Raw genomic sequence first — 24,677 nt, forward strand, 5'->3', positions numbered from 1 at the left:
TCTCGGTTGTCGTTCTGGTTGTCATTGCGGGCAGCGATATGTGGCTTGGCGGGCAACAGGAATCGGTGCATTTTGATTATTCCTTAATTGACAGCAAACTGTCAAACTGTCATATTGCTGTCAAAGTGATTCGCCGCAATCCGATGCGACGCACCAGAAATATTCAGACAACTGACAGAGGAGATAGCGACATGTGGGATTTTTCGACCGACCCGGAATTTCAAAAGAAGCTCGACTGGATGGCGCAATTCGTGCGCGAAGAATGTGAACCGCTGGATCGCCTGTTCCCCGGCATGGGGGCGCCGTACGACATGGAAAATGTCAAGGCCAGGGCGATTGCCCGGCCATTGATGGAGCAGGTCAAGCGACAGGGATTGTGGGCTTGTCACCTGGGACCGGAACTGGGCGGCCAAGGTTTCGGGCAGGTCAAGCTGGGATTGATGAACGAGATATTGGGCCGGGCGCAATGGGCGCCGACCATCTTCGGTACTGCCGCGCCGGATACCGGCAACGCCGAGATTCTCGCCATGTTTGGCACCGAAGAACAGCAGCGCCGTTATCTGCAACCGCTGCTGGACGGTGAAATCGTGTCTTGCTATTCGATGACCGAACCCCAAGGCGGCGCCGATCCCGGAGTATTCGCATGCCGCGCGGAACGCAGTGGCGATGGTTGGGTCATCAATGGCGAGAAGTGGTTTTCGTCCAACGCCCGGTATGCTGAATTCCTGATCGTGATGTGTGTTACCGACAGTGACGTGCCGGTCTATCAGGGGACGTCGATGTTCCTGGTGCCGAAGGAAACGCCGGGCATCAACATTCTGCGCAACTCGGGTGTTCACGGTGAGGTTGAAGATGGTGCCGCCCACGCTTACATCCGCTATGAGAATGTACGGGTGCCGGCGGATGCCTTGCTTGGCACCGAAGGCCAGGGTTTTGCGGTAGCACAGGCGCGTCTGGGTGGTGGCAGGGTGCATCATGCGATGCGCACGGTGGGCCAGTGTCAGATGGCGCTGGAGATGATGTGCGAGCGCGCCGTCAGCCGGCACACCAAAGGCAGTCTGCTGGGGGAAAAGCAAATTGTGCAAGCCTATCTTGCTGACTCATGGATCGAGTTGCAGCAATTCCGTCTGCAGGTGTTGCACGCCGCCTGGCTGATCGATCAGGGGCATGATTACAAATCGAATCAGCTCGCCATCGCCGGCATCAAGGTCGCGGCGGCCAAGGTGTTTCACGATATTGTCCAGCGCGCGGTGCAGATGCATGGATCACTTGGATTGTCTGATGAGATGCCGCTCGGACATATGTGGATCTATGCAATGATGATGGGAATCATGGATGGTCCGACCGAAGTGCACAAGATGACGATTGCCAAAAATCTGTTGAAGAAGGCGGTGCCGGCAGAGGGCTTGTTCCCGTCGGCGCATCTGATCGGACGTACCGAGGCGGCACGCCTCAAGTATGCCGGCCGGTATTGAACCGGCGAACGGAAGGAGACCGGCATGGAAACGACACTTTCGGATTTTGATGGCTTGCTCGACTGGGACGCGCTGCAACAATGGATGGCGTCGCAAGATCTTCCTGGACACGGCGCGGTCACGGCGGTCGAACGCCTGACCGGCGGCTCCCAAAACAATCTGTTCCTGTTGACCCGGGGTGACGCGCGCATGGTATTGCGCCGCCCGCCGCAGCATTTGCGCGCCAACAGCAACGACACCATGTTGCGTGAAGCGCGGGTCTTGCGTGCATTGCGCAACAGTGCGGTACCGCATCCGGCGTTGCTGGCGGCGTGCGCCGATACCGATGTCATCGGCGCCGCGTTCTATCTGATGGCGCCGCTGGAAGGATTCACGCCCATGAAAAATTTGCCGCAGGCTTATGTGGAACAGCCGGCATGGCGACGTCAGATGGGGGAGGAATTCGTCAAAGCCGCTGCGGCGCTGGGCAATGTGGATCATGTCGCCGCCGGGCTGGCAGATTTCGGCAAGCCGGATCAATGGCTCGAACGGCAGGTATCGCGCTGGCGTACCCAGTTGGAAGGCTATCGCGAGATGCCCGGTTATCCGGGTGCGGCGTTGCCGTTTGTCGATGAAGTCGGCACCTGGCTGGAGCGCCATCGTCCTGCCGCTTGCCAGATCGGTATCATTCACGGCGATTTTCAATTCGCCAATGTCATGTTTTCTCATCAGCAGCCAGTATTGACGGGGCTGGTTGACTGGGAGTTATCGACCTTGGGTGATCCGCTGCTGGATCTGGGGTGGCTGCTGACCAGCTGGACCGAACCAGGTGATCCGGAGGTCGGCGGGCGTGTCCCGGCGGTAGCGCCGTGGGCAGACTTCATGACGCGCGATGAACTGGTGACGTTATATGGCGAGCGCAGCGGTCGTGACATGAGCGTGATGCCATGGTACTTCGTGCTGGCCTGTTTCAAGCTGGCGTGTTTGCTTGAAGGCAGTTACGCCAGAGCATGCGCCGGCAAGGCCTCAGTTGACATGGGCAATTTTCTGCATCGTTATGCGTTGTGGCTCATGGCCAAGGCCAGGCAACTGGCCGGGTAAGTGATCGGACGCGCCGCCGGTTTGCGCCGGCGGCGCGGTCCGTGTTCACTGGTGAATGGTTATTCGTGAATGTTCACTCATGATACAAAGTCCAGCCGCCATCGGCTGGCGAGCGATTCCAGCCGGAGGAGGCAATCGTGCCGCCGTCGACCGGGATCGTCACGCCGGTCAGATAAGATGCCATGCCGGAGGCCAGAAATACCACGACGTTGGCAAACTCCTCGACTTCGCCGACCCGGCCCAGCGGTATGTAGCGATCACGCGCCATGTTTTCGCCTTCGCTGGCAATGGCGACGATGCCTTTGAGGCCGTGGGTCGGAATCATGTCGGGCGCCACGGCATGGACCTGGATGCCGTAGCCTGACAACTCAAGCGCCATGCTGCGCGTAAAACTGATCATGCCCGCCTTGCATGCGGCATACACGGCATAACCCGGCGCGCCGCGCATGCCCTCGCTGCTGGCGACATTGATGATGGCGCCACCGCGATCACCGGCGATCATGACTCTGGTTGCTGCCTGAGTGGCCGCCAGCATGCTGACCAGATTCATGTCGATGTGCTTGCGCCAGCTGCGTTCATTCTGGTCCATGAAGTTGTTCTGGCGCACACCGCCGGCATTGTTGACCAGAATATCGAGGCGGCCGAATTGTTCTGCGGTGGCAGCCACGGCGCTCTCTATCTGGGCCGTGTCCATGACGTTGGTGGCAATGAACTGCGCGCGCCGGCCCAACTCGCGTACCGCGTGCGCGACCCGGTTGCCGTTGTCGGCATCGATATCGGCGATCACGATGTCGGCGCCGAAGCGCGCCAGTTGCATCGCGGTTGCTTCGCCCAGGCCATTGGCGCCAGCGGTAATGAAGGCGACTTTGTCATCGAGTCGCAGGTCGTGGCGGGTCATTGCAGGTGGTCTCCGGATGTTGGGTGATGAATGGCGATCTTGTCCTGTGCCAAGAGGGTGCGTAACGCTGTCACCAGCGACAGTGGCTGGTCAAGCATCAGGTGATGATGGCTGTCCGGGACCTCGATCGGTTGTCCGGCATTGGGCAGCAGCGCCACGATCCGTTCGGCGGTTTGCCGGTCGACGACCTTGCTGTGTTCGCCGTAAATGAAGTCGGTGCGTACCGGTATGCGCGGCAGCAAGTCTTCTGCCGGTATTTCCAGACTGCCATTGGCCGGAATGGCAGGGTCGAATTTCCAGATCCAGCCACCGTCCACCGGGCGCAGGGAATGCCGCGCCACGTGATCATGCAATGCGGCCAGCGGCGATGGCTGTGCGGGCATCAGGCGAAAGCGCGCGCAGGCGGTCTGCAAGTCCGGGTAGACACGCAAGGCGTTGTTGCCAGGCAGCGGCGGACGGGTGCCATCGCGGAAATACAAGAAGCTGTCGATCACGATAAGCCGCGCGAACAGTTCCGGGCGGTCATGACAGGCGCGCAGCAGACGCGATCCGCCATAGCTGTGAGCGATGCCGGTCACCGGACCGGCATCAAGCGCATCAAGCAATCCGGTTATTTCCCGGGCGTAGAGAGCGGGCGAATAACTGGCGCGATGCTGACTTTCACCCATGCCGGAAAAATCCATCGTGACGATGCGATAGCTTTCCATGAAGTAGGGCAGGACCGCATCCCACCAATGTGCGTGGGCCCGGAATCCATGCACGAACAGCAGCAACGGACGCTGTGCAAATTGCATGTTCCAGCAGGTGTAGTGAATATCGGCGCCTTCGATCGCAACCACATGGGAAGTGCCACCGCCGATGCTGTCGGTAATCGTGGCGAAGGAGGTGGCCAAGGATGAGAGGTGAGGTTGCTGCGACATCGTGGTTGCTCCAGATGAAGGATTTCTGTCTCTGCCTGATGGTGACAAGGCAGAGTTGATAGCGATCAAGAATATCATAAATGACTAATTGTTAGTTATTGGTCTGCGTCATTGAGTGGGCAGGCAATTATCCAAAACATCGCATGAAACAATATCTCTGTTAGCTGATAAACTATCAGTTAAAGGTTGGTGCAAATGAAAACATCAAGAGGAAAGTGAATGCAAGAGCACAATTTTGATCAAGCCGATTGGCGTCGTTTTTTGAAACATCTGGGCGAGGATCCCGACCGGCCGGGTTTGATCGATACGCCCAATCGGGTTGAAAAAGCGTGGCGCGACTGGACTTCGGGCTACGAGGAAGATCCGGCGCAGGTATTGAAGGTCTTTGAAGATGGCGCCGAGCAGTATAACGAGTTGATCGTGATTCGCAATATTCCGGTGTACAGCCATTGCGAACATCACCTGGCACCGTTTTTCGGCACTGCCACCATCGGCTATCTGCCGAATGGAAAAATCGTCGGCCTGTCGAAACTGACGCGTCTGGTGGATTGTTTTGCGCGCCGCCTGCAAGTGCAGGAGCGGCTGACGACACAGGTGGCCGAGGCCCTGATGCAGCATCTGCAACCCAAGGCGGTTGGGGTCGTCGTCAGTTGTCGCCACATGTGCATGGAAAGCCGGGGCATTCGTACCGCCGGCGAAGAGACCATTACCTCGGCCATGCTGGGCGAGTTGCAGCCCAATCTGGCGTTGCGCACCGAGTTTCTGGCGCTGGCGCGGGGCGGCTGACGAGGCGGCGCGGCAGATGCATTCTGCCGCGCCGTTCGTGAAGCAGACGCGTTGTCTGCAATTGACTCGTCAGCGCTTCAACACGGTAACCACGCACGCACCGCCCAGCCCGACATTGTGCTGCACGCCGACGCGGGCGTTGGCTACCTGCCGCTCACCGGCCTGGCCGCGCAGATGCCAACTGATTTCGGTTATTTGTGCAAGTCCGGTAGCGCCCAACGGATGGCCTTTGGAGAGCAGGCCGCCGGAGGGATTGGTAACGACCTTGCCGCCATAGGTATTGTCGCCATCCGCGACGAATTTTTCTGCGCCGCCTTCGGGACACAGCCCCAATGCTTCGTAGGAAATGATTTCGTTGGGCGAGAAGCAGTCATGCAGTTCGACCAGATCGATATCGCTGATCTCGATGCCGGCCTGCGAGTATGCATCATTGGCTGCCTTGCGGGTCATGCCGGCGCCGACCACATTGATCATGCTGCCCGATTCGAAACTGGCGGGACTATCGGTCGCCAGCGCCATGCCGGCAATTTCGACCGTATTCCTGATGCCGTTCTCGCGCGCGAATTTTTCCGATACCACTACCACGGCGGCGGCGCCGCATGTCGGCGGACAGCACATCAGACGTGTCAACGGACCGAAGATATGCGGCGCCTGCATCACCTGATCGAGTGTCAATGTTTCGCTGAACAAGGCATAGGGATTGCGTACGGCATGGCTGCGCGCTTTCACCGATACCTTGCCGAACAGCTCTGCGCTGACGTTGTATTTTTCAAGGTACTCGGCTCCGGCGCCACCAAAATATTGCAAGCCGGTGGGTACGGAATCGTCGTAACCGCGAATTTCACGCATGGCATTATCGATGCGGATCGTGATCGGCGTGCGATCTTGCGCGCCGAGCGCGAGCGCACCCGGACTCATCTGTTCGAAACCGAGCGCCAACGCCACATCGACGGTGCCGCTCATGACTGCCTGCCGGGCCAGGTACAACGCAGTGGAACCGGTCGAGCAGGCATTGTTGACGTTGATGATGGGGATCTGGGTCTGACCCAGCGCGTACAGCGCGGTTTGCCCGGAACATGTATCACCCGAGACATACCCCACATACGCTTGCTGAATCTGTTCGTAGCGCAGGCCGGCGTCGGCCAGGGCGGTGCTGGCGGCCTTGGCGCCCATCACGTCGTATTGTTCGTTTTTGCCGGGTTTGACAAACTTGACCATGCCAACGCCGGCGACTAATACTTTGCTCATATCTGATCCTTTCAAACGGCACCCGCCATCGGTGGCGGCAGCGGGCTGCCGGGTACGATGGGCGAGGCCATCAATGGTTATTTGGAAAAATCCATGATGTTCAATGTTGCTTGCGGGTGATACAGACGGTCTTCGGCTGCGGCAATCGCGCGGGCGCTCAACGGCGCGCCGCTGCCGCCGCCGGCAAAGCCTTCGGCGCTGACCAGCTTGAGTTCGCGGATCGATTGTCCGGAAGCAAAAATGGTATGTCCGGTGCGGTTTCCCGAGAGCGAACTGACCATGTACAGCGCCACTTCGGCCACATGCTCCGGCGCCAGTTGCTGCTTCATGTCGTCGTCGAGCAATGCGGCGGTCAGTGCCGAGACCGCGGCCGGCGCCAGCGTCCACACACGGATGCCGGCTTTGGCGCCTTCCAGCGCCAGCACATTGGAGAAGCCCCAGACTCCGGCCTTGGATGCCGCATAGTTGGCCTGGCCAAAGTTGCCGACGATGCCGGAAACCGAGCTGGTATTGACGATCACGCCGCCTTTGCCATTTTCCTTCATCCAGCCGAAGACCGGACGGGTTACCGTGTACATGCTTTTCAGGTTGACCGCCTGTACCAGATCCCAATCGGCTTCTTCCATTTTGAGCAGGCTCTTGTCGCGCAGAATGCCGGCATTGTTGATCAGGATGTCGGCCGCGCCGAAGTTGTCCAGCGCCGTCTGCAGCAGGCTGCGCCCGCCGGCAGCAGAAGCGATATCCTCGGTATGCGCCACGGCCCGTCCGCCGGCCGCGTTGATCGAGGCGGCGACAAGTTGCGCCAGATAGCTGCCATCTTCAGCCTTGCCGATATCGTTGATCACGACAGCGGCGCCTTCCTTGGCGAACAGGCGGGCATAGGATTCCCCCAAGCCGCGTCCTGCGCCGGTAATGATTGCCACTTTTCCGTCTAATAAGCTCATGTTGTTTCCTTCGGTTTCGGGTTGTCGGTCAAGAAGCAGGTGCCAGACGGGCTCGTGAACGCACTCGCATGTTGCTTCATTTGATATCTCCATTTTTTATAAAACTGAATTACTATCAGTTAAATATTCTGCTATGATAACCAAAAAACTGACGAATCAACAGTTTTGTGAGCGTCCAGTTTCTGATTTTTCAGGCCTGTCATTTCTCGCGATGCCGGCGAGAGCACAAGGGCGGCAATACAACCTCAAATCGGAGGAGACACGGTGTCACTTGATTACCAACGCATCAAGAGTTGGCCAATAGAAAAGGTTGCGCTGCGATATGCAAAGCGCGACACGATTCTCTATGCGCTGGGCGCAGGCGCAGCGATGGAAAATCCGCTGGCGCCGCAGGATATCCAGTTCGTCTACGAAAAATCACTCAAGGCGTTGCCAACCTTTGCCGCCGTGCTGGCCGGCAATTCGGATTGGCTGGCGGATCCGGCCACGGGCATCGACATGAATCAGGTATTGCATGGCGAGCAGTTCCTGCGAATCGAAAGCCCCTTGCCAGCCCAAGGTGAAGTACATGCGGTCGAATCGGTGGATGAGATCTACGACAAGGGTGCAGGCAAGGGTGCCGTCATGTACATGTCGCGCAAGCTGTATGACGCGGCAGACGGACGCTTGCTGGCGACCGCCGGATTTTCGATCTTCATGCGTGGCAACGGTGGCTTTGGCGGTACCGCCACCGCACAACCCAAGCCTTATGCCATGCCCGAAGCCGGCCAGCCGGATGCGCTCATCGAGTTGCCGACACGTCCGGAACAGGCCGTGATTTATCGCCTGTCAGGCGACTACAATCCGCTGCACATCGATCCTGCGCTGGCAGCGGCGGTCGGCTTCGAGCGACCGATTCTGCACGGCATGTGCAGCTATGCCATAGCCGGCCGGGCAGTGCTCAAACTGCGTTGCGGCCATGATCCGGCGCGCTTGCGCGCACTCAATGTCAGGTTCGCCAATCCGGTTTTCCCGGGCGAGACCCTGCGCACGGAAATCTGGGATGTCGTGCCAGGAAAAATCGCCTTTCGCGTCAAGGCTGTTGAACGTGACGTGATTGCCATCAACAACGGCTATGCCGAATTTACTGTGTGACCAAACGATAGAGGTAGCGTATGACGTATTCAGATATTACTTATGAACAGATCGGCGCAGTAGTACGGATCTGCCACAACCGGCCTCAGTTTGCCAATTCCGAATCTGAAAATTTGCTGGCCGAGATCGACGATGTGCTGGACCGGACTCAGCGTGACGATAGTGTTCGGGTATTGATCATCGGCGGCGTGGGAAAACATTTTTCATCGGGCCATGACTTGACCGAGGGGATGGCCAAGCGCGGCAAATATACGCCCGAAGAAAGCTGGATGTGGGAAAACGAACACTATCTCGGCAATGCCATGCGCATTCGTAACTATCCCAAGCCAACGATTGCACAGGTACAAGGTGCCTGTATCGCAGGCGGTTTCATGGTCGCCAACATGTGTGACCTGGTGGTGGCCGCCGACGACGCATTCTTCAGCGATCCGGTAGTGCACAGCCTGGCAGCAGCATCGGTGGAAACGCTGGTCCATCCATGGGTGATGGGCACGCGCAAAGCCAAGGAATTCTTGTTCACCGGACAACGTCTGAGCGCGGCTGAGGCTAAAGAGTGGGGTATGGTGAATCACGTGGTGCCGCGTGCAGAGCTTGAAGATTTCACGCTGGAGTTGGCGAACCGGATCGCACTGGCACCGCCGTTCGGCGTACGTCTGATGAAGCGTTCTTTGAACCGCACCGCAGATATCATGGGTTTCAGTAATTCTGTGATGGCCCATTTCGAGACCCATATCTTGAGTACCGAAACTGCCGAGCACCACAAGTTGCGGTCGGGCGGCATGGATGCTTCCATGAAGACTGCCAAGACCCGCAGCAACTGACAGTGATGGTCGCAAGATACGGCGAAGACAAGGAATTGATGCAGTGGCAATCAACTATCAACAATTGAAGCATCGGCACTTCCCGGCAATAGTATGCAAATACGATGCCGGCCTGGCAGCGAAGATCGCGCGCGGCTTTGGCGCGGGACTGACGCCGCAGCTGGCGGCAGACGATGCACCGTATCTGGCGGGGCAGACCATGTTGCCGATGGCGGCCATCGCCCTGGCGGATGGCGAGTTCTGGCAGCAACGACCGGATACTGGCATCGATTGGCGTCGCATTGTTCACGCCGAGGAAGCGATTACCATCCATGCTGCGCTGCCGTCGCAGGGGACGGTAATCGTCACGCAGCATGTGGAGGAAATTTTCGACCGTGGCCCGGAGCGGGGTGCGGTGATGCTGCAAAAGCAATTTTTGAATGCGACTGATGGCACGCCGTTGGTCACCATTGATGTCACCACCATTCTGAAAGGCGACGGCGGATTTGGCGGCAAGCCGTATGTGCCGCTCAAGACGGCGATTCCGGAAGACCGTGCCGCAGACGCGGTGATCGAATTGCGCAGTCCTGCCAACGACGAGCACGCGGCGTACCGCTTGAGCGCCGGACTGAGCATCACCGACGATCTGCCGCCAGGCAAGGCCATGATGCGCGGGCTCGGCTGCTTCGGACTGGCCGGTCGCGCAGTGCTGAAGCTGGTTTGCAATAACGACGTGCGACGCCTGCGGAAAATGGCGGTGCGTTATGCGGGGGCCATGCTGACCGATGAAACCGTGCGGATTGAATTATGGAATGTGGATGCCGGTGTGGCAGTGTTCCGCATGCGGGCAATCGAGCGGGATGCCTTGATATTGAATAATTGCTGCGTTGAATTCGATGTGTGATTGAAGTGGCCTTGCCCGAAAATCATATGTCATTTGGTTGTGCGCCTGAGGTAATATTTCCGGCGACGACGTTGTATTGAAACAGAAGAAACCAAGGCCGGGTAAATACCGGACCGGTCAGAATTGCTGCTAATGAGCAAAACCCGCCTCAGGCTGGCGTCGTGTTGGGTTTCCGGCGAACCGGTGCAAGGCATAACTTATAAGAGACGAAGGAGAATGTAATGGAAATGAATGACATGATTCTGATCAGCGTCGATGACCACGTCATCGAACCGCCCGATATGTTCAAGAATCACTTGCCGGCAAAGTACCTCGACCGTGCACCAAAAATGGCAACCATGCGCAGTGGTTCCGATTCCTGGATTTACGAAGGTCGCACCAATCCGAACTTCGGTCTGAACGCAGTGGTAGGGCGTCCGCCCGAGGAATACGGCATGGAGCCGGCTTCTTACGCGCAGATCCGCAAGGGCACTTACCAACTGGCCGAACGCATCGAAGACATGAATGCCAATGGCGTACTGTCATCCATTTGTTTTCCTACCTTCCCGACGTTCGGCGGTGCATTCTTCCTGAAAGCGGATGATAAAGAATTTACCAAGACGGTCATCAGTGCTTACAACGACTGGCATATCGATGAATGGTGCGCCGGCGCTCCGGGGCGCTTCATCCCGCTGGCGATTCTGCCGCTGTGGGATATCGACGCTTGCGTGGCCGAAGCCAAGCGCGTGGCAGCCAAGGGATGCCGCACCATCAGCTTCCTCGATAATCCCGTGGCCAAGGGCTTGCCAAGCCTGTACACCGGTCACTGGGATCCGTTGTTCAAGGTCATCGCCGACAACAACATGGTGGTCAGCATCCACATCGGATCAGGTGCCAGCGCGCCATATTCGTCGGCCGATGCGCCGATCGATACCTGGATCGTCAACATGCCGATGTACATTGCCAATGCCACGACGGACTGGCTGTTTTCGCCTCTGTTCAAAAAATTCCCGACCCTGAAAGTAGCGCTTTCCGAAGGCGGCATCGGCTGGGTTCCTTATCTTCTGGAGCGGGCTGACTTTACCTACAAGCACCACAAGGCGTGGACCAACTGCAGCTTCGGCGATGTCTTGCCAAGCGAACTGTTCAAGAGCAATTTCATCACCTGCTTCATCGACGACGTATTCGGCCTGCATAACACCCAGTTCATGAATATCGACAAGATCACCTGGGAATGTGATTATCCGCACTCCGACTCGCTGTGGCCGAATTGCCCGGAAGCCCTGTGGACGTCGATCAAGCATCTGCCGAAAGAATCGATCGACAAGATCACGCATTTGAATGCGATCCGTGAATTCGGCATTGATCCGTTTGCGCTGATGCCGCGCGAGCAATGCACGGTTGGCGCGTTGCGGGCCAAGGCGGCGCACGTCGATACGCGGCCGGTGGCTGGCATGGGCGGCCATAATCCATCCAACAATGATGGCAAGCCGGTGACCAGCGGTGAGGTCATGAAGTTGTTCGCCTGACCGGGTCACGCGATGACAATGCATGTGCCTGAGCAGCAGGCGATCATTTCCGGCGTCGGCCAGTCCGCCGCCGGCCGCCGCCTCGGTCGCAGTGGTCTGGACCTGACACTGGAGGCGGTGCTGGCGGCAATTGAAGATGCCGGCCTGGATCGGCATGATATCGATGGCATTTCGAGCTGGCCGGGTTTCAAGCCGGACTCGCCAGGTTTCTCGCCGGTATCGATCGGGCAGCTCAAGGATTCGCTGGGATTGGATCTGAATTGGTACAACGCCGGCATCGAGGCCACGCAAATGAGCGGGGTCTTGAATGCCTGCATGGCGGTTGCTTCCGGGCAAGCGCGTCATGTGTTGTGCTTTCGTACGATTACCGAAACCAGTGCGGCGGTCAAAGGCAATCGTCCCAGTCTGATTGGTAACGGGCCGGAGCGCGTCAGTGGTTTCGCCGAGTATCTGGCACCGTTTCTGGCACCATCGGCGGCCAACTGGATCGGCATGGTCGCGACTCGCTACTTTCATGAGTTTGGCGCAACCCGCGAGCAACTGGCGCAGATTGCACTCAATGCCCGACGCAACGCCGGGCTCAATCCCCGGGCCGTCTATCGTGAACCGTTGACGCTGGACCAGTACATGGCGGCGCGGATGATTTCGACTCCGCTTTGCCTGTACGACTGTGACGTGCCGATTGATGGATCCATTGCGGTGATTGTTTCTCACAAAGACACCGCACCGGATCTCAAGTCAATACCGATTCGGGTCGAGGCTATCTCGGGTGGTTTGCATACCAGAGATACCTGGGATCAGATGGACGATCTCACTCGCTACGCCGCCGAAGGTTGCGGACGGCAATTGTGGAATCGTACCGATTTGAAACCGGCCGACGTGGATATTGCGCAGTTGTATGACGGCTTCAGTTTCCTGACCTGGCTCTGGCTGGAAGGTCTGGGATTTTGCGGCAGAGGCGAGGCACCGGCTTTTGTTGGTGATGGCAGCCGGATTGCACTGGATGGCGCGTTGCCGTTGTCGACCGGCGGTGGTCAACTGTCTGGTGGTCGTCTGCACGGCATGATTCACGTAGTTGAAGCTGTGCAGCAGTTGCGCGGTACTTGTGGTGCGCGCCAGGTCAAAGGCGATCCGCGCGTGGCGGCGGTATCCAATGGTGGCGGACCCATTGCCGGAGCAATGCTGCTGGCAAGAGAATAGCCGGGCAGTATTCAGTGGCAGAAAAGGAGCTTTCGGGCTCCTTTTTTTCGTTCTGCGCAGATGAATACGGACTACATGATTATCGGCAGCAGATAAAAAAGCCCCATCCGGCTGAGCGATCAGCGGTATGGGGCATCAAACACAGGGAGAATGAAAAGGTCCGCCGGCTTGACGGCCAGCGGGGCTGCCGACGTTGCCTGGCGATATTGACGGTTGTCAGCGCACGCCGGCCAGGAGATTCTTCAGATTGGTGCTCATGATTTTCTGCACCTGTTCTGGATTCAAGCCGGCAATGTCGGACAGGAAATCCAGTGGTGTGCTGAGTCCTTCCGGATGCGGCCAGTCACTGCCGAAGAGAACCCGGTCGACGCCGATCAATTCGATCACTTTTTCCACCTTGTCTTCGTAGAACGGCGCCACGTAAACGTGTTCACGGAAGCTCTCAACCGGATTGCGTTTGAATGATTTCGGCATTTTGTGGAACGTCGAATTCAATCGATACAGCAGCGGTTCCAGCCACGAGGCGCCGTTTTCGAGCGAGGCGACACGAACATTCGGAAAGCGATCAAATACACCATGGCAAATCAAGGCTGCCAGTGAGTCGGCGATGGGACGTCCCATCCAGTCCAGGACTTCGGCGAACGGATCTTTTTCGAACGGACGAAACTCGCCTTTGCCGCCGGCAGTCCACCATTGATTGATTTTGTCATAGCCCGAATCGGATACATGCATGACAACAAATACTTTCGATTCATTGATGCGCGCCCAAAACGGATCGAACTCGTCGAAGCCCATCGATCTGCCGCCTTGCAGTCCGGCTACCGGCGCCGGACGGATACCGATCACCCGGGCGCCTTCTTTGAGCACAAAGTCGAGTTCCTTGCAGGCTTGATCAACGTCCGACAGATTGATCATGGGCACCGGAAACAGACGGTCCTGACGCGCAAATCCGCATTCGTCCACGGTCCATTGATTGACGCTATGCAGCAGAGCATGGATCACGTCAGGTTTATGAGCCAGGCGCTCTTCAATGATGGAGGCCAGGGTAGGGATGAACAAGCCGGCATGGATGTGTTGATCATCCATGATCTTGATATGCGCTTCGCCGTTGCTGAATGCCGGAATGGAAACAATCGCATCGCCGGTGAATTCACGCAAAGTCAATCCTTCCGGATTTTCTCCTCGATACCATTTTTCATGCACGCCGGGCGCGGCAACTACTTCGAAGGTCGGATTCGGAATGTAGTCCGACAAGATGCCGCCTACCGCCAGCTTGGTCCGTCCGTTGACCTGAACGTATTGAAATTCCTTTTGGAACTTTTTTGGAAGATGACGCAAAAAGGCTTCCGGCGGTTCATAAAAATGACGGTCGGCGTCATAGATCGGGTAATTGGGTACGGTCATCGTTTCCTCAGCGGATGTTGAATTGGTTTTTGTTGGTGAAACTGTTTTTAATATTCTTAAAACTAACTATATGTCAGTTATTTGGAAAAATCAACATCACATCCGCTATCGTCTCCCAGACTTTTTTGCGTAGCTGATGAGTGAATTGTAAAGTAACTGACGATGTGTTAGTTTGTCGGAATTACTGATAAAGGAGCATCATGAATACGCAAATCGTGGTCGTTACAGGCGCTGCCGGTGCATTGGGGCAAGCAGTGGCTGAATATTTTCTGGCGCAGGGGGCGTCGCTGATTGCTGTGGATGTGCAGCAAGATTTATTGCAGCAGGTGTATGGCAAGCGCGAACGGGTGCAATGTGTCGCCAGCGATTTGACCAAGGTGGAGCAGGAGTCACTGACGCAGGCAATCCGCCATAGCGGTGGTGCCACCGTGTTGTGCAATATTGCGGGTGGATTCGATATGGGGCCACCGGTGCATGAAACCGCGGATGCATTATGGCGGCGATTGTCAGACCTGAATGTGGCAACGCTGATCAATGCTTCGCGCGCAGTAGTGCCGGTCATGCTGGATGCCGGACACGGCAAAATCATTAATGTGGCGGCTGCTTCCGCTGTGAGTGGCAAAGGTGCAATGGGAGCCTATTGTGCATCGAAAAGTGCAGTGGCGCGGCTGACTGAATCCATGTCGTTCGAGCTGCGCGAAAGCGGGATCAACGTCAATGCGGTTGCGCCGAGCATTATCGATACGCCGGCCAACAGGAAATCGATGCCAGAGGCGGAATACCAAAAATGGGTTTCGACCGAAAATCTGGCCGCGGTCATCGGATTCCTGGCAAGTCCGGCGGCAATCGCCGTGCATGGTGCGGTACTTCCGGTGGTCGGATTGAGCTGAGCTGGTTGCCACAACGGCATCGCCGACGCTTTCATTCATCTTTACCGCTGCACAAACTTCCATATCGGGGATCAGTTGCAGCGGGCATTTTTATACTCATCAAGCATATGCATGAACGCAACCTGGTAGCGCAGTATGGCCCGCGCGAAGCAATGGAATACGACGTGGTGGTGGTCGGCGGCGGCCCCGCCGGCCTGTCCGCCGCGATCAGACTCAAGCAACTCGCGGCCGAATCCGGCAAGGAAGTCAACGTTTGCGTACTCGAAAAAGGCAGCGAAGTCGGCGCCCACATCCTGTCCGGTGCGGTGATGGATCCGCAGGCGATCAGTGAATTGTTTCCTGACTGGAAAGAGCGCGGCGCGCCGTTGAACACCCCTGTCACCGAAGACCGCTTCCTTTTTCTCGGCGCCAGCAAAGCCCTCAAGACACCGTCCTGGGCACTGCCAGCCTGTTTCCAGAACCACGGCAATTACATCGTGTCGCTGGCCAACGTCACGCGCTGGCTCGGTCAGCAAGCCGAAGCGCTCGGCGTTGAAATCTTTCCCGGCTTTCCTGCCGCCGAAATTCTGTATAACGACGACGGTTCGGTCAAGGGTGTTGCCACCGGCAACATGGGCGTGGATCGCCATGGTCAGCCAACTGCGGCATTTCAGCTCGGTATGGAATTGCATGCCAAATACACCTTCTTTGCCGAAGGCGCACGCGGCCACTTGGGCAAGCAGTTGATCAGCAAATACCAACTCGACGCCGGCAAAGATCCGCAAACCTACGCCATCGGCATCAAGGAAATCTGGGAAATCGATCCCAAGATGCACAAGGCCGGTCTGGTGGTGCATACCGCCGGCTGGCCATTGGATCGCGGCACTTATGGCGGCTCCTTCCTGTATCACCTGGAAAACAATCAGGTCGCGGTCGGTTATGTCGTCGGTCTGGCTTACGACAACCCTTATCTGTCGCCGTACGAAGAATTCCAGCGTTACAAGACCCATCCGGAAATCCGCAAGTTCTTTGAAGGCGGCAAGCGTCTCGGTTATGGTGCTCGCGCGATTACTGCCGGCGGTCTGCAATCCCTGCCGAAGCTGACGTTCCCCGGTGGCGTGCTGATCGGTTGCGACGCCGGTTTCCTCAATGCCAGCCGCATCAAGGGCAGTCATGCCGCGATCAAGACTGGCATGCTGGCAGCACAGGCCGCATTCGATGCCTTGAATGGTGAACGCCAGCACGATGAATTGACTGCCTACCCGGTCGCGTTCGAACAAAGCTGGCTGCATGAAGAACTGTACAAGGCGCGCAACTTCAAGCCGTCAATGAGCAAGGGCTTGTACACCGGCACCTTGCTGGTCGGTATCGATCAGGTGCTGTTCGGCGGCAAGGCACCGTGGACGCTGCATCACAAACATGCCGATCACGAATGCCTGAAACCGGCATCCGATTTCACGCCGATCAGCTATCCGAAACCGGATGGCAAGCTGACCTTTGATCGTCTGTCGTCGGTATTCATTTCGAATACCAACCATGCCGAAGATCAGCCGATTCACCTGACGCTGAAAGATCCGTCGGTCCCGGTCAATGTCAATCTGGCGCGCTATGCCGGACCGGAAGCGCGCTACTGCCCGGCCGGCGTGTATGAGTTCGTCAAGAATGACGACGGAAATGGCAACGGCGCTGACCGCCTGCAAATCAATGCGCAAAACTGCGTGCATTGCAAAACCTGCGACATCAAAGACCCGACCCAGAACATTGTGTGGGTCACGCCGGAAGGTGGCGGCGGGCCGAATTATTCGGCAATGTGAGCAATGCTGCAATTGTTTCGGTTGCGTCACTTCACCGTCATTATTTGTTATCAGCTCATGCTGAAAATGAATGGCGAACATATCTATTCGGTATTACCTGCATGACCAAAAAAGCTTTATCATCTGTGCATAAAAGACGTTTAGTCAGTTATTGAGTTCGCCGGGCCTGCGTTGCAACAGGCCATATGCTCGGTTTCAGGTTGCTTATCGTTCATTATTCAGGCTTGGCCCGCGCTACTTGATTGCTGGTTTTTGGGGGAGTCCACATGCACGGATTCGAATTGAGAGCGACTGGATATTGAATGCGACCTGACGATCATGCGGAGCTGACGCCGGCAAAGGCGGCGTTGATAGTGGCTGGCTCCGCCGGCGAAACGATGTTGGATTATCAGACACTGTGCCGGCGCAGCCGCCAACTGGCAGCGTTTTTGAAATCGTCCTCTCTCACCGAAGGCGACACCGTTGCCATTCTGCTGGAAAACCGGCCGGAGGTAGTGGTGGCAGTCTGGGCCGCCCAGCGCGCCGGTTTGAAGTACACCCTGATCAATCATCATCTGCATGCCGATGAAGCGTTTTATATTCTGCGTGACTGCGACGCCGTCGCGCTGGTAACCAGTGCCGCGCTGGCACCGCTGACTGCCGGTCATGAGGCGCTGGAAAGCCTCAAGGTCCGGCTGGTTGCCGACGCTGCGGTAGCCGGCTTTTCATCCTGGGAAAAATTATTCGACAGCGACGCCGGATCGGAGCCGCTCGATCCCGAGCTTGAGATCGAAGGGGCAATGATGCTCTATTCATCAGGCACCACCGGGCGACCCAAAGGTATTTGCTACAACCATCCACGGCAAAAATTCGGCGACTTCGTCGCGGTCCGGAATTTGCTGGCAAACGGCTTTGCGATGAATGCGGACAGTGTGCTGCTGGTCGCCGGCCCGCTGTATCACGCCGCACCGATGAGCTGGAGCATCGGTGCCCAACGTCTTGGCGCCACCGTGGTGGCGATGGAAAAATACGATCCGCTGGAATGCCTGCGGCTGATCGAAGCCCATCGCGTCACCCATGTGCTGATGGTACCCACGCATTTCATTCGCATGCTCAAGCTGAGCCAGGCCGAGCGCGAGCGCCACGCCATTGCCAGCTTGCAGTATGTCATTCATGCCGCAGCGCCTTGTCCGCAGGATGTCAAGCAAGCCATGCTGGATTGGTGGGGGCCGATCATTTACGAGTTCTATTCCAGTACCGAAGCCAACGGCTTTGTCATGATCGGCCCGCATGACTGGCTGCAGCGCAAGGGATCGGTAGGACGGGTGACCTATGGCAAGATCCACATCCTTGACGATGACGGGGCGCCGATGCCCTCTGGGCAGCCGGGACAGATCTGGTTTGAATCGGCCGGCGCCGGCTTCGCCTATCACAAGGATGCGGAAAAGACGCGCCAGGCATATGACGCGCAAGGGCGCAGCACGGTCGGTGATGTCGGTTATCTGGACCGGGATGGTTATTTGTACCTGACAGATCGCAAGTCGAACATGATCATCTCGGGCGGAGTGAACATTTATCCTCAGGAAGTTGAAAACCTGCTAGCGCTGCACCCGGCCGTATCCGACATCGCCGTGATCGGTGTGCCGCATCATGATTTTGGCGAAGAGGTCTTGGCCGTGGTGGTGGCTGCGCCCGGTGCCGAGGTATCGGAGCGGCTCGGCCAGGAACTGATCGACTACTGCCGCAACCGCATCGCGCATTTCAAGTGTCCCCGTCAGGTGCGCTTTCGCGATGAATTGCCGAGAACCGCTGCGGGCAAGCTGGTCAAACGCTTGCTCAAGGAGCAATACGCGGCGGCGTGATACCCGGGTTAGGCAATGAACGAAGACTGGCTGCTGCGCCCGGTCGGGCGTAGTGCTGCCGATTGCATGGCAGCAGCCGGATGCAGAACCGGACATGACAAGATTAAACAGGAAACGAGACTACCTTCATGCAAACAGCACTTCTTGACGCGCCGACACTGTGGCAACTGGTTCAGCAACGCGTTGCGCTGACGCCTGACGTCACCATGTTGATCGAGGATGACCGTAAATGGACCTTCAGACAATTCGCCGAAGCGGTCGAACACGCTGCCTCGGGCCTGCACCAGCGCGGTATCGGGGCCGGAACGGAGGTAATGTGGCAGTTGCCGACGCGTGTGTCGACGGTCATTTTTTCGTTTGCGCTGGCCCGCCTGGGGGCGATCCAGAACCCGATCATCCATTTATATGGAAAGAAGGAACTGAGCGCGATTCTGGCGCAAAGCAACGCGCCTTTCTACGTCGTCCCGCCCACGGTGCCGGGCGAGCGTGATTACTATGAGATCGCCGAATCGGTTCGCTCGGCGCTGGCTTCACCGACCCGCATCCTTACACTGGACGCCGGGATTCTCGAAGCCGAAAAAGGCAGCTTGCCGCTGCCGCCGGCCAGCGGCGATTTGCCACGCTGGGTGTACTACACCTCGGGCACCACGTCGGCTCCGAAAGGTGCTTTGCATAGTGATGCAACATTGATTGCGGCTGGCCGGGTATATGCCGCCGCATTGCAGGTGACACCACAGGATGTCGGCACCATCGGTTTTCCTTATGCCCATGTGGGCGGGACGATGAATATCGCCATGCTGCTGGCCAGCGGCATGTCGGCGGTGTTGCTGGAAAGATTTTCTACCGACGAAGCGGTACCCGTGTTTCGTCGCCATGGAGTCACTGTCAGCAGCGGCAGTACCGCGCATTATCTGGCGTTTCTCGCGGCGCAACGAAAATCTCCCGGCAGCCCGATCATCCCGACCCTGCGCGTACTTTCGGGCGGTGGTGCACCCAAGCCGCCTGAACTTTATTTTGAAGCGCAGGCAGAATTGCGCTGCTGTATTGCCCACAGCTACGGCATGACGGAGGCACCGATGATTGCCGGTGCCTCGCCGTCGCACAGCGACGATCAACTGGCGCATAGCGATGGCACGCCGGTGACCGGCATGCAGGTCAAGATTGTCCTGGCTGACGGTACTCTGGCGGCAGCGGGGCAGTCTGGTGAGTTGCGTGTCAAGGGGCCGACGGTATGCAAGGGATATACCGATACCGCACTCAACGCCGATGCCTTCGATGCCGACGGCTTTTTCCGTACCGGTGATCTCGGCATGCGCCGCGCCGACGGGCACATTGCACTGACCGGCCGGATCAAGGATGTGATCATCCGCAAGGGGGAAAACATTTCGGCACGCGAAATTGAAGACATTCTCTACGAACATCCGAAAATCGGTGCCGTAGCCGTGATCGGCTTGCCGGACCGTGACCGCGGAGAACGCGTGTGTGCCGTGGTGGAGTCACGCGATCCGGCCTGTCCGTTGACGTTCAGTGAAATGGTGGAATTTTTCGAGAAGGCTGGCGCGATGCGGCAGAAAATTCCCGAGCAACTCGAGATCATGGAGCACATGCCGCGCAATGAGACATTCAACAAGATATTGAAATTCAAACTGCGGGAGCTGCTCAGTACGCCTGTCTGAGCCAGCAGCGCCCAATCCCTGACGATTTTTTGTGATCGTCTTGAGGGGATTGCCGCAGGCAAGGCCGAGTAAAAATACCGGCACACGTTAATCAGGTGCGATGACAGGATTGGATCAATACTTCAGGTATTGATCCAATTTTTTGCGTCTTGATTTCAATCCGGGTGAGTGGCGGCAACAAAGTGCGCTACGCGTGGCGCTTCGATACCGTCGTGCATGGACCATAAGCGTTGCTCCGCTTCCTGATCGGCCAGCGTGGCACGGCTGCGTTGACGCAGATACTGAGCCCAGGAACTGACGATAAAACGTTCGACATAACAATCGACGCGCTCCAGATGACGATAAGCGCGCCAATAGCTGGCGCCATCGCGCCGACGCACGCTGCCGATGAGGTGCAGCTGACGCAAGAATTCGTCGCGCAACTCCGGGCGGACGTGATACGTGATTTCAACTGCAACCGCTGTGTTGTCAGGTACCAGCAACGTATATTCATTGATCAGTACAGATTGATCGTCTGGCATGACGCCTTCGGTGGCCTCGCTGTCTGCGCCGGGTCGGGCAGGCATCCGGTTCATGGCCAGCATCACCGGCAGCATCAGGGCACCACTGATGGCCAGCGCGGCGGCGACGCCGGTCTGGTTGGCAACCATGCCCCAGAGAGCGCTGCCGAGCGCCATCGCGCCTTGAAATACCATCATGTAAATCGCCAGCGAACGTGCCCTGATCCAGGGCGGCATGGCAGATTGCAGCGCCAGCATGTTGGTATTGCCGACGCCAATCCAGGCAATCCCGCCGCAGAACATGGTGAAGCACAGTAACGGCAGATTGGTGGTCACCGAGGTGACGATGCAAACGGCACCATAGAATGCGCAGCAGACTGCCATCATCAGGTTCATCTCGAACCGCTTTTTCAGATACGGTTGCAGCAACGCGCCACTGACCGCGCCTGCGCCTATGCTGGCGAGCAAGAAGCCATAACCATTGGCGCCGCCGGTGAGTTGCCGGGCGGCGATCAGCGGCATCAGGCTCCACAGGCTGCTGGCCACACAGACGAACAGAATGGTGCGCCCGATTTGTCTGCGCATGACGGGCGAATGACGGGCATAACGCACGGCACTGGCGATACCGGAAGCCAGATTTTCGGCTGGCAGATGATTGACGCGGCGCTGGCTCTTCCACAACAACAGAACGCCAACCCCGATACCGACCAGAATCACATTCAGACCAAACACCCATATCACGCCGAAGCCGGAGATGGCGGCACCGGCCAGCGCCGGGCCGATGGCGCGGGCAACATTATAAGAAACCGCAGTGAGCGCCATTGCCGATGGCAACATGGCGCGCGGCACCACATCATTTTGTGCCGAAAACCATGCCGGTCCTTGCAAGGCAAAGACCGCACCGGACGCAAAAGTGAATAACAGCAACAGCCACGGACCAAGAATACCCAGCAGCGCACACAGCGGCAAGGCAATCGCGAAACAAATCATGATGCCCAGAATGATCAGCAGGTAGCGACGGCGCTCCATCAAATCAGCCATGACGCCGGAGGGGAGTGCAAACAGAAATGACGGCAAGGCGCTGGCGGTTTGAATCAATGCCACCATCAACGGCGATGCATTGTAGGAAACCATCAGCCATGCCGCAGTGACACTTTGTATCCACAAGCTGAGATTAATGGCGACACTGCCTATCCATAACCGACGGAAAACGGTATCGCTTAGTGCGCCTTTGATTTTTTCAGTTTGATTGTTCAGAACCTCAATCGCCATCAGGGTGATCTCCATCGATATAGTTAATGTTGTTAACTGACACTTTAACAGTTTTTGACTATTATCTCTGTGTGCGATTAACCGCAATTTCCCGGCGCTGGCTCAGACCTCGCTCCGGATGTTGCATCACGCGATGCTGCCTGAAAAAGAGGAGAAGTGATGAATTTGCGTTTGACTGAAGAACAGAAAATGCTGGTCGACAGTGTCAGGAAGATGATGGAAGCCGAATCTTCGTCAGTGCGTATCCGGGCCGCGGAAGCCGCCGGCTTCGATCCGTTGTTGTGGCGTGCATTACTCGATAACGGCGTGATCGCCATGCGCGTCGTCGAAGCATCGGGCGGCACCGGCATGAGCTTGTTTGATGCCATTCTGGTGGCGGAGCAGGCCGGGCGTCATCTGGTGTCGGTACCGTTGGCGGCGACGGTATCAGGCTTGGCATTGTTGGCCACGATATGCCGCGATAGCAACAGCAACGCGGCACGCAAGTGGCTGACTGCGGGTATCGCTGGCATTCCGGTGGTGCTGGCGTTGAAAGAACTGGATGCACAGGTCCAGGTGTTGCCGGCGCCGCCCGGTTCGGTCGCGCTGGTGCTGGACGGCGATGCACTGTTTGCCGTGCGCGACCTGCCTGAAGTGGGCCGTAATCTCGGTAGTGCCGCATTGGCACTGTTTTCGGCCGGGGCCGGCACAGCCGAATTGCTGGCCAGTGGACCACAGGTGCGTGTCCGCTGGCAGGCCGCAGTGGAAGAATGGAAGCTGTTGCAGGCAGCAATGCTGGCTGGGTTGGCAGCGCGAGCGGTAGAAATGGCGGCAGCATATGCCGGCGAACGACAGCAATTCGGGAAACTGATTGGCGCGTTTCAGGGAATCGCGCATCCGTTGGCGGATGCGTTGGCTGAGGTTGATGGCGCCAGATTGCTGGTATGGCGGGCAGTGTGGGCGATCGCCCGGCAGCAACCGGAAGCCGCGGCCAATGTGTCGATGGCTTGGTGGTGGTCTGCGAGTGCCGCAACCCGGGCCACGGCCTGCGCGCTACACACATTCGGCGGTTACGGGGTATCGCTGGAATATGACATTCAGTTGTATTACCGGCGCGCCAAAGCATGGTGTTTGCTGGCGGGTGATCCGCAGCGCGAATTGGATGCAGTGGCCGATCGCCTGTGGGGCGACGCCGCTGCGATGCCGTTACCGCTGGCGGGACAGTGCGAGCTGGAGTTCGATTGCGGCGAGCAGGCTCACGCTTTTGCCGCAGAGGTGCGGGCATTTTTTGAAACGCACATGACGCCGGAATTGCGGGCGCATGCGCATCATTCGGTCGCCGGCTATCACGCCGGCTTCAACCGGGAGCTGGCGCAGGCGGGCTTGCTGTTCCCGCATTGGCCGAAGGAATTCGGCGGTCGCGGCAAAACTCCATTCGACATGGCGGCCTTGGCGGAAGTATTTGAAGAAAACAATTGGCAACGTATTACCGGGCCGGTGACCAATCAGATTGCGCAGGCCGTGATCCGGTTCGGCAGTGCCGGGTTGAAGCAAGAAGTTCTGCCGCGTCTGGCCAGTGGCGAGGCGCTGGCGTGTATCGGCTTTACCGAACCGTCTTCCGGTTCCGACGTTTTCGCGGCCAGAACGCGCGCCGAACGGGACCGCGATGGCGACGGCTGGCTCATCAATGGTCAGAAAATATTCACCACCGCTGCGGATGTCGCTGACTATATTTTTTTGTTGGCACGCACCAGTAACGATGTGCCAAAACATGCCGGGCTGACGTTGTTTCTGGTGCCGATGACCTTGCCTGGTATCGACATTCAGGCAGTGCATACGATTCAGGATGAACGTACCAACATTACCTATCTGTCGCAGGTACGTGTGGATGATCGTTACCGTATTGGTGAAGTCAACGGCGGGATCAACGTCATGGCGGCCAATCTTGAAATCGAGCACGGTGGCGACCAGTATCGGGTCAGCTACTCCAGTATGTATCTGCACGTGCTGAAGTGGGCCCGGGACACCATGCACGGCGCCGCGCCGATGCTGGCGCAGCCTGAAGTCAGGCGGCGACTGGCGCGGGTGGCGGTGCATCAGACGATTGCCAAGGATTTATGTTACCGCGCCATCTGGGCGGGTATCGAAGGGATCCCGGAGCGCGCTTTCTACGGGCCGATGTCCAAACTGTTCAGTACCGAGCATTACCGGGCAGATGCCGCCGACCTGATGGATCTGGCGGCGCCGTGGTCGCTGTTTGCTTCCAGCGGTGATCTGGGGCATCTGGAAATGTCTTATCGTCAATCCATCGGCATGACGATTTATGGCGGCACCAGTGAAGTGCATCGCAGTCTGGTGGCGGAACAGGGCTTGGGAATGCCGCGTTCGCGTACCTGACGATATCCGGTGCCAGCGAGTGGCAGAT

At 57.6% G+C, this 24,677-nt stretch carries 19 protein-coding genes; 13 read left to right on the forward strand and 6 right to left on the reverse strand.

Annotated elements, in window-relative coordinates; all coding sequences use genetic code 11:
* Positions 1-191: 191 nt before the first annotated feature.
* Together AKL27_RS00880 and AKL27_RS00885 are read left to right on the forward strand one after the other, a co-directional pair.
* On the forward strand, positions 192-1,475 hold the full coding sequence (locus AKL27_RS00880) for an acyl-CoA dehydrogenase family protein (protein ID WP_050460816.1): 1,284 nt from the start codon (positions 192-194) through the stop codon (positions 1,473-1,475).
* 24 nt (positions 1,476-1,499) lie between these two features.
* A complete protein-coding gene (locus tag AKL27_RS00885; RefSeq protein ID WP_050460676.1) occupies positions 1,500-2,555 on the forward strand; it encodes a phosphotransferase family protein in 1,056 nt (351 codons plus the stop codon).
* 73 nt (positions 2,556-2,628) lie between these two features.
* Here AKL27_RS00885 and AKL27_RS00890 read toward each other — a convergent pair whose 3' ends face one another.
* Both AKL27_RS00890 and AKL27_RS00895 read right to left on the reverse strand, forming a co-directional pair.
* Entirely contained in the window at positions 2,629-3,453 is an 825-nt protein-coding gene (locus tag AKL27_RS00890) for an SDR family NAD(P)-dependent oxidoreductase (RefSeq protein WP_050460677.1), read from the reverse strand.
* On the reverse strand, positions 3,450-4,373 hold the full coding sequence (locus tag AKL27_RS00895) for an alpha/beta fold hydrolase (protein ID WP_198155846.1): 924 nt from the start codon (positions 4,371-4,373) through the stop codon (positions 3,450-3,452). The genes AKL27_RS00890 and AKL27_RS00895 overlap by 4 nt, the downstream gene beginning before the upstream one ends.
* 219 nt (positions 4,374-4,592) lie before the next feature.
* Here AKL27_RS00895 and folE point away from each other — a divergent pair, with 219 nt between their 5' ends.
* Positions 4,593-5,159, forward strand: coding sequence for a GTP cyclohydrolase I FolE (folE, locus tag AKL27_RS00900; protein ID WP_050460679.1), 567 nt, complete (start codon positions 4,593-4,595; stop codon positions 5,157-5,159).
* A gap of 69 nt (positions 5,160-5,228) precedes the next feature.
* Here the strand turns inward: folE and AKL27_RS00905 are convergent, their stop codons facing one another.
* Together AKL27_RS00905 and AKL27_RS00910 are read right to left on the reverse strand one after the other, a co-directional pair.
* Complete coding sequence (locus AKL27_RS00905) at positions 5,229-6,407, reverse strand: lipid-transfer protein (RefSeq protein ID WP_050460680.1); 1,179 nt, start codon at positions 6,405-6,407, stop codon at positions 5,229-5,231.
* Between the two features lie 77 nt (positions 6,408-6,484).
* Entirely contained in the window at positions 6,485-7,351 is an 867-nt protein-coding gene (locus AKL27_RS00910; protein WP_050460681.1) for an SDR family NAD(P)-dependent oxidoreductase, read from the reverse strand.
* 264 nt (positions 7,352-7,615) lie between these two features.
* Between AKL27_RS00910 and AKL27_RS00915 the strand changes: the two genes are divergently transcribed.
* The 5 genes from AKL27_RS00915 (at position 7,616) to AKL27_RS00935 (ending at position 12,897) form a co-directional block, all read left to right on the forward strand.
* The gene (locus AKL27_RS00915; protein ID WP_050460682.1) at positions 7,616-8,485 is read left to right on the forward strand and encodes a MaoC/PaaZ C-terminal domain-containing protein; all 870 of its coding nucleotides are present in this window, start codon (positions 7,616-7,618) and stop codon (positions 8,483-8,485) included.
* A gap of 20 nt (positions 8,486-8,505) precedes the next feature.
* Positions 8,506-9,306: an enoyl-CoA hydratase gene (locus AKL27_RS00920; protein WP_050460683.1), complete on the forward strand. Its 801-nt coding sequence runs from the start codon at positions 8,506-8,508 to the stop codon at positions 9,304-9,306.
* A gap of 43 nt (positions 9,307-9,349) precedes the next feature.
* Positions 9,350-10,189, forward strand: a complete 840-nt coding sequence (locus tag AKL27_RS00925) for a hotdog fold domain-containing protein (protein ID WP_050460684.1) — start codon at positions 9,350-9,352, stop codon at positions 10,187-10,189.
* 221 nt (positions 10,190-10,410) lie between these two features.
* Positions 10,411-11,697 (forward strand): amidohydrolase family protein, encoded by a 1,287-nt coding sequence (locus tag AKL27_RS00930; protein ID WP_050460685.1) that lies wholly within the window; start codon positions 10,411-10,413, stop codon positions 11,695-11,697.
* A 12-nt stretch (positions 11,698-11,709) separates the two neighbouring features.
* On the forward strand, positions 11,710-12,897 hold the full coding sequence (locus AKL27_RS00935) for a thiolase family protein (protein ID WP_050460686.1): 1,188 nt from the start codon (positions 11,710-11,712) through the stop codon (positions 12,895-12,897).
* 216 nt (positions 12,898-13,113) lie between these two features.
* Here the strand turns inward: AKL27_RS00935 and AKL27_RS00940 are convergent, their stop codons facing one another.
* Positions 13,114-14,301 carry an amidohydrolase family protein gene (locus AKL27_RS00940; RefSeq protein ID WP_050460687.1) on the reverse strand — a complete coding sequence of 396 codons (1,188 nt, stop codon included), beginning with the start codon at positions 14,299-14,301 and terminating at the stop codon, positions 13,114-13,116.
* A gap of 200 nt (positions 14,302-14,501) precedes the next feature.
* Between AKL27_RS00940 and AKL27_RS00945 the strand changes: the two genes are divergently transcribed.
* From AKL27_RS00945 to AKL27_RS00960, 4 genes are all read left to right on the forward strand, one after another.
* Positions 14,502-15,191, forward strand: a complete 690-nt coding sequence (locus AKL27_RS00945; RefSeq protein ID WP_050460688.1) for an SDR family NAD(P)-dependent oxidoreductase — start codon at positions 14,502-14,504, stop codon at positions 15,189-15,191.
* Positions 15,192-15,298: 107 nt separating this feature from the next.
* Entirely contained in the window at positions 15,299-16,984 is a 1,686-nt protein-coding gene (locus AKL27_RS00950; protein WP_050460689.1) for an electron transfer flavoprotein-ubiquinone oxidoreductase, read from the forward strand.
* A 302-nt stretch (positions 16,985-17,286) separates the two neighbouring features.
* Positions 17,287-18,825 (forward strand): AMP-binding protein, encoded by a 1,539-nt coding sequence (locus AKL27_RS00955; protein WP_050460690.1) that lies wholly within the window; start codon positions 17,287-17,289, stop codon positions 18,823-18,825.
* 128 nt (positions 18,826-18,953) lie between these two features.
* The gene (locus tag AKL27_RS00960; protein WP_050460691.1) at positions 18,954-20,501 is read left to right on the forward strand and encodes a class I adenylate-forming enzyme family protein; all 1,548 of its coding nucleotides are present in this window, start codon (positions 18,954-18,956) and stop codon (positions 20,499-20,501) included.
* A 155-nt stretch (positions 20,502-20,656) separates the two neighbouring features.
* Here AKL27_RS00960 and AKL27_RS00965 read toward each other — a convergent pair whose 3' ends face one another.
* Entirely contained in the window at positions 20,657-22,273 is a 1,617-nt protein-coding gene (locus AKL27_RS00965; protein WP_198155847.1) for an MFS transporter, read from the reverse strand.
* A 159-nt stretch (positions 22,274-22,432) separates the two neighbouring features.
* On the opposite strand from AKL27_RS00965, the gene AKL27_RS00970 reads away from it, so the two are divergent.
* On the forward strand, positions 22,433-24,649 hold the full coding sequence (locus AKL27_RS00970; RefSeq protein ID WP_050460693.1) for an acyl-CoA dehydrogenase: 2,217 nt from the start codon (positions 22,433-22,435) through the stop codon (positions 24,647-24,649).
* Positions 24,650-24,677 lie beyond the last annotated feature (28 nt).

This window comes from Herbaspirillum autotrophicum (assembly GCF_001189915.1).
In the GTDB taxonomy this organism is placed as follows: domain Bacteria; phylum Pseudomonadota; class Gammaproteobacteria; order Burkholderiales; family Burkholderiaceae_D; genus Herbaspirillum; species Herbaspirillum autotrophicum.